This is a genomic window from Bacteroidota bacterium, from assembly GCA_018831055.1.
In the GTDB taxonomy this organism is placed as follows: Bacteria; Bacteroidota; Bacteroidia; order Bacteroidales; family B18-G4; genus M55B132.
In genome coordinates, this window is sequence record JAHJRE010000042.1 from 1 (window position 1) to 9357 (window position 9357).

Annotated in this window: 6 protein-coding genes; 3 read left to right on the forward strand and 3 right to left on the reverse strand. The window is 43.0% G+C overall.

Translation table 11 applies throughout. The features are described from left to right. The 3 genes from KKA81_02830 to brxL all read left to right on the forward strand — a co-directional run. A partial coding sequence (locus tag KKA81_02830) for an ATP-dependent DNA helicase (GenBank protein MBU2649846.1) occupies positions 1–456 on the forward strand: 456 nt, incomplete at its 5' end. Further along, positions 453–2687, forward strand: coding sequence for a PglZ domain-containing protein (locus tag KKA81_02835; protein MBU2649847.1), 2235 nt, complete (start codon positions 453–455; stop codon positions 2685–2687). The genes KKA81_02830 and KKA81_02835, both read left to right, overlap by 4 nt. A gap of 12 nt (positions 2688–2699) precedes the next feature. Then, entirely contained in the window at positions 2700–4751 is a 2052-nt protein-coding gene (brxL, locus tag KKA81_02840) for a protease Lon-related BREX system protein BrxL (protein ID MBU2649848.1), read from the forward strand. Positions 4752–4994: 243 nt separating this feature from the next. On the opposite strand, the gene ltrA is transcribed toward brxL, so the two are convergent. The 3 genes from ltrA to KKA81_02855 all read right to left on the reverse strand — a co-directional run. Next, positions 4995–6245 (reverse strand): group II intron reverse transcriptase/maturase, encoded by a 1251-nt coding sequence (gene ltrA / locus KKA81_02845; GenBank protein ID MBU2649849.1) that lies wholly within the window; start codon positions 6243–6245, stop codon positions 4995–4997. Between the two features lie 667 nt (positions 6246–6912). Continuing rightward, complete coding sequence (locus tag KKA81_02850) at positions 6913–8244, reverse strand: caspase family protein (protein ID MBU2649850.1); 1332 nt, start codon at positions 8242–8244, stop codon at positions 6913–6915. A gap of 16 nt (positions 8245–8260) precedes the next feature. Continuing rightward, positions 8261–9357: DUF4384 domain-containing protein (locus KKA81_02855; protein MBU2649851.1), on the reverse strand; the 1097-nt coding region annotated here is incomplete at its 5' end.

Below are 9357 nucleotides of genomic sequence, written 5' to 3' on the forward strand. Positions count from 1 at the left end.
AGAGGATTAAAACTTATTGCGGATGAATTAAAAGATTACCCAGAGATAGAGTTCAAATGGTCGGAACCGGGGTTACACTTTCAAGTACAATTTATTAAGAAGGATTTCAAGAAGCAGCAAGAGTTGCAGCAAGAGTTACAGCAAGAGTTACAGCAAGAGCTACAGCAAGAGCTACAGCAAGAGCTGCAGCAAGAGCTGCAGCAAGAGTTGAAAGAGCAGAGTCTGTACAGTAAGGTGTTGCTTGCTATTGATTATGGACCGCTATCCAAAAAAGAAATATCACTGAAAATGGAACAAAAAGCCATATCAGGACAGCTCAACACAGTGATTTCGAAATTGCTCCACGACAAACTCATTGCATGGACAGTTCCGAAAAGACCTAAAAGCTCAAAACAGCAATATTATATAACAGAAAAAGGGAAAGCATTTCTATCATTAATAAGGCAAAAACAATGACAGATAAGTGGTTCATACAAGACATAGAACATCAGATAAAGAAACGGAAAAGGACCGTGCTGGTTGATCCTTCCGGCCAATGTAGTTTCCTCCTGCCATTATTGAATGATAAAGAATACAAGATACTCAGCACAGACAGCAGCCTTACTGAACAATGGCAAACAGTAAAGGAAGAACTTTTCCTCAGACAGGAAGCAGAGAAACACCATAAAGATGCTCCGGTTATTTTTTATGTCACAAGGCCCAGGGAGCAGATGAGTTTCCTGCTGGATTATTGTTACACCCATGGTTGCCTTGATTTGACAAACATGGTGGAATGGTTGAAAAAGAAGCTTTTCGCATCAACAGGATTACAGATCCAGATGGAGAACCCATTACTACTTACAGCGGCAAAACTAGGTATAGGAAAAGATTTAGGCTGGTGGAAGAAAATCCTGCAAAATCTTGAGGAATTGATCAGCATTGAAGATGAATTGTTACCCTTCCTGCATGATCCGGAAAGCTATCTGAACAATAAAGATGAAGATATCCGCAGGTTATTTGAGGAAAAATTATTTGAACTGACAGGAATGCCTTATATATCCAAGCCACCGAAAACACTTGCCAATGAAGTTGTTAAACGGCTTTTCGACGGTCTTGCATACAACGATGTACCTGCATCCTTACTTCAGCTTTATTACCGGTGGATCGACAGTGAAACTTACAGAAGCTCCTTGCATGAATATATTGATAAATATAGCCTTGATGCAAATGCCAGTCCCTGGACTGCCCATCAGGATCATTGTTTTATTTCGCTGGATAAAAAAGCGCTGGAACAGCTTACAGCCAATTTACATGACAAAAGATATATATCCGACAGGATAAAGAAGATTCTGAGCAGGGTAACAAGCAAAAAGGTAAATCACCTGGTTCCTGGCTGGTGGAATGATGTTATAACCCTTCTTAATTTTGACACAGGAGCATTATCAACATGTACAGATTTCAGCAAGATTGTGAATTTTTATACAGGACATTTTTATGCGGTCGACAGGGCCATGCGAAATCTGTATTGTGCCTTTTTACAGGATGAGTCTGTAATTCGACCCTTGCAACAGTATTATGATAATCTCAATCTTGAATTACTGCAACAATGGTATTCCTGTTCCACTGAATACAAACCCGATCAGGCGGGTTATTTGGTTAAGCTGTTGAAGAATTCCCAACCCGGTATAGCTGTGATTGTTGGGGATGGATTAAGGTATGAGATTGCTGAAATGGTCGCTGTTTCCTTAGAAAACAAGGCAAGTATTGAAAAAAAGATTATGCTTGCGGATATGCCATCCGAAACAGAACATAACATGAGTGCAATTTATGACGGTGAAAAAGTTTTCCCTTTACATAAAGACAGGGAGAAAAGCTTAAAAGAAAAGACCGGTAAGGAAATTACATTCATGAATCTGGAAGCGCTTCACTACGGTGTAAAAGCAGATTATCTTGTGCTGACCTACAAGGACATTGACAGTGCAGGTGAAAAATTACAACAGGGGGCTATCAAGTTATTTAAAGAGTTTGAGTACGTCTTGTCAGAAAAAATCAGCTTGTTGTTGAATATGGGTTATCATGAAGTTCACCTTATAACGGATCATGGCTTTGTACTGACCGGTTTGCTGGATGAAGCAGACAAGATAGAACCCAATGCCAAAGGCAAAAAGGAAGTGCATGAAAGATATATACGCACTGTTGAGCGCCAGGAAAATGAAGATTGGCTTGAGTTTAAATCTCCCCATGGGGATTATGGATATGTTTATGCTTCAAAGAATTACAGGCCGTTCAAGTCAAAAGGTGTGTACGGTTATTCACATGGAGGATTTACTCCGCAGGAGATCATCCTGCCTGATTTTACTTTTTCGAAGGAAAAAGATACCATACCAGGATTAAGCGTGAAGATAAGCAACAAGGAAGAACTGGCAGAGATAACAGGAGATGTGTTTGGCATAAAACTGCAGGGAGCAGCCGGGAAATCGGATTTATTTGCATCAAGCCGGAAAGTACAGATATTACTTTACTCCGGCAATACAAACTATGGAAGTAGCAGCATAATCAATATGGAGGCAGGTAAAACAGAATCATTGGAGTTCTCATTCAAAGGGCATACAGAGGTTCAGGCCGTAGTTGTGGATGCATCAACACAAGAGCAATTGGATTTGGCAATTATCAAACAGTCAAACCTCCGTGACCTTGGTGGTTTATAAAAACAGAAATGTATGATAGTACTGGATGATTTGGATAAAAAAGCGCTGGAACATTTCCGGGGCTTCGTTGTCAAAAAAGACCTGGTAGGTATAATCAAAGGCGGTGCGAATGTTCCGGCATTCGTCCTGGAGTATTTATTGGCTAATACTTGCAGCACGGAAGATGAATCAAAGTTGAGAGAGGGATTGGATAATGTTAAACAAATCCTGAGAGATCACTATGTGAGTCCTGAAGAAAGCAGCCTGATACAGTCAAAATTAAGAGAAAGGGGGCGATATAAAATCATTGATAAAATCTCTGTTGACCTTGATCCGCAGCAGGACCGGTACTGGGCAGCCATTAGCAACAGCAATATTAAAAAGGCAATCATAAGCGATGAGCTTGTTAAAAGGCATGAGAAAATGTTGCTGGGTGGCATTTGGGCTATCATAGAAATGGAATATGATCCCATGAGTTCATTTGGGACAAAGATCTACCCATTTATTGTAAGAGACATAAAACCCATTCAGTTATCAAGTTTTGACAATAGCAAGATCACCCTAAAACGGAAAAACTTCACCAAAAAGGAGTGGAAAACCTTAATGCTGCGAAGTGCAGGTTATGAGCCCGGCAGCGAAGGATTGGATGAGCGAAAGCTCAATCTGCTCCTTTTACGTCTGATACCATTGGTTGAAGCAAACTTCAATATGGTTGAGCTTGGGCCGCGTTCATCGGGGAAATCATACATCTATAAAGAAATAACACCCTATGCAATTCTCATTTCGGGAGGACAGGGAACAGTTGCACAGCTATTCGTTAACAATACAACAGGCCGTGTTGGATCAGTTGGGGTATGGGATGCCATCTGTTTTGATGAAAGCACGGATAAGCTGTTCAAGGACAAAGATGCCATACCCATGATGAAGGATTACATGGAGTCCGGATCATTTTCACGTGCAGGACGCGGAGGTGAAATAACAGGCCAGGCATCTGTTATCCTGAACGGGAACATTAACCAGCCCGTTGAAACAGTGTTACAGAACTCACATCTTTTCAGCCCTCTGTCAGAACAGGTAAACCATGATACAGCGTTCCTTGACCGGATAAATCTTTTCCTACCGGGATGGGAAATCACCAAATTCAGCCCTAAGAATTTCACCGTACATTTCGGATTCAGTACTGATTTCTTTTCTGAAACATTGAAAGCACAGAGAAAGATCACCTATTACGATGCCCTGGACAAATATTTCACACTCGGATCTCATCTTAAACAAAGAGATTCCAGGTCTGTCAGGAGAATAGTATCAGGGTTTATCAAGCTTTTACACCCAGATGGCGATTTCACCAGAGAAGATATCCGCGAATATCTTGTGATTGCCATGGAGATGCGAAGAAGGGTGAAAGAGCAATTAAAACGTATCGGTGGTATGGAGTTCTGGGACACCAACTTCTCATACATCAACAAAGAGACCCAGGAAGAAGTGTTTGTAGGATTACCGGAAGACCGTGGCACTGCATTGATCGAAAGCAATCCCCTCCCACCCGGAGTATGTTACACTGCAACCAGTGACGGTGATAATCTAGCCCTGGTGAAAATAGAGGTAGTATGTCACAAAGGAAGCGGCAAGGTAAACATTACCGGAACAAACAGCCATGAGGTCAAGGAAAACATAAAGAACACATACAACTACCTGCGGGCAAATGAGCGTACAATCCTCGATGAAAGGCATACCCTATCAAGCTTCGATCTGAGTATTCAGATCAGCAACCTGATGGGAACACAGATAAGCAGCGGAATCGGAAGTGCAGTTTATGTTGCCATACTATCCGCTGTCTATAAAAAGAACTTAAAACCCGGACTGGGAGTAATCGGGAATATATCCATCGGAGGTGCAATAGAACGTTCGTCAAACTTCGCGGATAAAGTCACCCTGTTATCCGACAACGGAGCCAAAACCGTCCTTGTGCCCATTGATAACCTCAACGAGATAACCGGATTACCGGCAAGTATACTGGGAAAGACTGACACACCATTTTATTCGAACAGCCAGGTTTTGTTGCAGAAGGCGGTGTTGAATGAGTAACATAAATATTGATGCGATTTAGTTAGAAATTTAAAAACTAAGGGTCAATCCTCCTGCGTCTCGTTTTAAACGAGACTTCGGAGGATAATAGTTTCAAATAGTCGAACGGGCTCCGCCCGGCCCGCCTCTGGCGGGATAGACAAATTGTCAAATAGGCGTCGAGTAGGCAAGGGGAATTTCACCCCAAGCCTCTCACAGAACCGTACGTGACAGTCTCCCGTCATACGGCTCTTCCAAACAGACTTAACCAACAAATCCATAGCTCCAATGCACAAAAGTATTGGGATAATGCTTCGTCGTTCTTTTCAGCCATCTATAGGATTTGGAATAAGTTTTTAATTTATACTTGTTCCTCGCCCATTTAGCAATGTGGTAATTCAGTTTCCTGAACAACCACCATAGTTCTGAGATGCGAAACTTACCATAGTAGTTTATCCACCCTCTGATCTTCGCCGATAATTGGTTTGATACCTGATGAATGTCCGAAGCCACCCATCTATGTATTTTTAACCTCCTAACCTCTGCCAGAATGCGTTTCACACTTTTCTTACTGATTGCCGGTCGAAACCCCCAGAATGTTTCCCCATTTGACTTTTTGCACTGCCGTGGTTTAAATGTAAAACCAAGAAAATCAAAAGATACTGGTATCTGCTTGCTTTCCTTGTGAAACCTAGCTGTACGATAGCAATACACTAACCTTGTCTTTTCAGGGTGAATTTCCAAACCGTATTCTTTCAACCGTACTTTCAACTTGTCCAATATAAAGTGTGATTGTTCCAGGCTCCTGGTGTGGATAACTATATCATCCGCATATCTTTCAAACACTATGCGTGGTTGCGTTGTCGCCATCCAGCTATCGAATACTTCGTGCAAATACAGATTTGCAAGCAATGGGCTTATTAAACCGCCTTGCGGTGTACCCTTGCTTCGTTCCTGTAAATTGCCTGTTCTATCCTGAATTGGCGCCTTTAACCACCTTTCACAGTACAACAAGATATGACGTTTGCCGGTATGACTCCGTATTATCCCCATCATTTTCTCATGGTCTATGTTGTCAAAGAAACCCTTGATGTCCAAATCCACTACGTACCACCTTTCCCAACAGTTCTTCGCGCATTGCCTCAAGGCATCATGTGCACTTTTGTTTGGTCGGTATCCGAATGAACTCGGATGAAATTTTGGTTCAACTATCTTCTCCAGTTCTGCACGAATTACTTCCTGGGCAACCCTGTCGATAATCGTCGGTATCCCCAAAATCCTTTCTTTGCCTTTTCCTTTGGGAATGGGCACTTGCTTTACAGCCGGGGGAAAATAACTCCCGCTGGAAAGCCTGTTCCACAAAGGATATAGGTATTTTCGTGGATTGGCGTCTATGGCTTCCATGCTTATTTGGTCTATACCCATGCCTTTCCCTCCTCGCCTGACACGTTTCCACGCTGACCATACCTGCTCTTTACTTATTGGTTGTGTCCGTGATGTTAACTCCTCAATCATCCTTTTTTTAAAGTTGTTGCTCTTGCTAATATCTCGTTTGGTGAAGCCCTTCGCTCCAATCCCATTACAGAACCTTCATCACTACTACGGCTTCATCCGCCACTGTCATATGCTTTTCTACTTTTGGACTCACAGTTTTTCTGCTTGTTCCGTTTCGATTCACATCAAATGACAGCTTCCACAGTTCCATAAACAAGCCTATGTGCAAGTCTTGCCGCCTATATGCCGTGTGTTGGTGCTGGTGGTGTTTCCAGGTTACCCCTGCACTTGTCCCGGAGCAGATTATATTCCCCCGGTTTCCAACACTATCTGTGTCAATTTCGACATCTCATCGGTCGGTTCACTTTCGTTCAACTCTTTCACATTCACTTGAAAGGTTTCTTTCAACCTCCCTTTTCCCTGTCCGCTCAATACCTTCCTTGTTAATGAAAAGCACCGCAGGGTAGTTTGACCGGTTCTCCTGACAGCCCCGGCCGGTGGGACAACTCCATAACCCTTCTTCTATCAAATTTTCTGTGAGACTTCTTTGTTTACCCGTTTTGTTTGGGGCAAAGCTCGTTTCCTTCTTGATAAAAGGTCTGCCATAGTCCACCATCTTGTTTATAGTTCGATTAACCAGTTTGTAGTACAATGCGCCTTTGTATCCTGATCAATCTTCTGTGCGCACTTAATCCCGGAGACAACGAACAGAAAACCCAATTCCCTTACTGTGGAGGCCGAAGCCGACATCAGCAGTGCGGTAGTACAATATCAGGTACCATGCGCGGCTTGAACCGTACTCCGTAGAGGACCAAAAGTCGCCGTTGCTACCCACATCGTGGAAATTACCATTGCGGCTGCGATAACCGCGAGGCAACGCGGAAAAACCATAGTTGTTAGTTCCGTTACCTCCTCTATTCCAGCCACTTACTGATTTTAAATCATTACCGGCAGTACTACCTAAACAATTAATCAAATTATTCCATTCCTGATCAGAAGGCAAATGCCAACCCGGTGGGCAGGCTTTCAATGCAGCATTCCAATCGTATAATCTCCCATATTTTTCGCAATTTGAGCTATTGTTTTCATAGCACCAACTGTTTCCTGTGTTATAATTGAGATTCTCAGCCATCCAGATTTGTTGTCCAATTCTCACCCATTTGTACTTCTGGACATCACGGGTGTCAGTGAAAGTTCCTGATGATCCACTGAAACTTTCGTGAGGATAATATGTTGTGCTGCTTTCTGTCTCTTGCGGAATATTTATTGGTACATTCTCTTTGTTAAAATAAAAATCCCCCATCAGGGAAGATGATTCCCAGGGGATTTGCTGCCTGCCGGTCTCGGCAGCAACTTCTTTGCGTACCTCCTTAAAAACTTCTTCAATCTTCAAGCCGGGGGATTGAATTTTTTCAATCAGATTTTTTGTAAAAGGGCTGTTCCGGCCCGAACCATCTTGAGCAACGCTGCCAGGTGCCGTGGAATAAGCTATAATGGACCCTGTTGGGGCCGACATATAGGCAAACCCTCTGTTCCCGGATCGATATCCCTGAAATGGATTGTTACGGCATGCATCCAGTATGATAATGTTTACGCCGGCGCGGGACTGCTCAAGGTGGTCGAGGACGAAACCGGCTTCTACACAATGGTATTTAACATCAATTTCAGATCTAACCTGTTCATTAACAGGTATAAGATAGTTTAATCCATCCACCTGCGTGCCGTGTCCGCTGAAATAAAAAAGCGCAACATCACCAGGCTTGACACTGGTTCCGAAGTTTCTGATGGCATCCTCCATGGATCGATGATCAAGGTTTTTCATCAGGGAAACATCAAATCCAAGCGCACGTAATGTGCTTGCCAGGTCTGTTGCATCGTTGCCCGGGTTGTTCAAAGGAACTTCAGCATAAGCGGAGTTACCGATAACCAGCGCCTTCCTGGATTGTCCAAAACCCGGATTTGGAGCACATAGCAGAGTGCAAAGAGCTATTAAAATGCAGAAAAACAATACTTGTCTCATAGCCTAAAACTTATTATTAATCACTGTCATTCATCGTTGTAACAACAATCCTATTTTCCGCCCTTAAATCCTCATTCGTTACCGGTTTAAAACCCCTGGTTTTAGCCAGGATCACATTCAATTCATCCGTAATAAAATCATATCCATATCTGCTTTCCGTTTTAAGCGGGGGGAACTCCCTGCTTTGTGCATTGACCTGTAAGATCTCCACCCCAAAAGGAGAGGAACAAATGAATTCTTTTGGCAGTTCTATGACCTTATTGACCAAGGAGGATGAAACAGGATAGTTGTCGTACAACAAGACTTTTGAACCATCGGCAAAATGGTTGATGATCCTGACATTGCAAGGATGATTCACCCTGAGATAGAATTTTAGCGTATCCCCTTCCACAAATACCGGACTATCATCTCCTTTATTGGTCCACACATCCAGCTTCAATCCACCTTCTGTAATTTCGTCTTTGGTGAACGCCATCCTGCTTTCCTGTGCTTCGGTGAAGTTCTCCGGCTTCCAGGAAAGGTTTTGTTCCTGCAGCCATTTTACAGGAAGGTATCCATCGATACTGGCCAAAGGCTTACCGGATGAGGATTCGCGGAGTATGGCCAGGATTCTGAGCCTGGTTCCATCCTCCCAGTAGGTGCCGGTCAGAATGTAGTTGATATCCTTATGGTTTCCTGAGAATTCCATTTCGCTCACAATCGGATAGTTTCCTGAACGGATCAATTCCTGTTCCAGCTCGTTTTTTAACCTGCGGGAAAAAGGGCTTCCCATGCGTGTATCTTCAAAAGTAAAATTGGAAAGCAGCACCGGGGAAGAAAATTTGCCTGTCTGGGATTTTAAGCCGTCAACCATGAAACGGCAGACCTCCTCAAGATCCAGTTGTTCGCTCCTGTAAATCTCCTCTATTGCTGTTTTTACTTTACGGTTATATGAGTATATCTCCTCAGAGTTTATTTGCGAAGCGCTCAGGAGTATAATCATTGCCATGGCTTCTTCCGATTCCCGAAGCAGGGGCATACAGGAAAAATATTCCTGCATGGCTTTTGATTCATTATTCTGCCGGGTGTATTGTTCCGCAAGGACAATATGTTCCCTGATCTTTTCAAGGTACT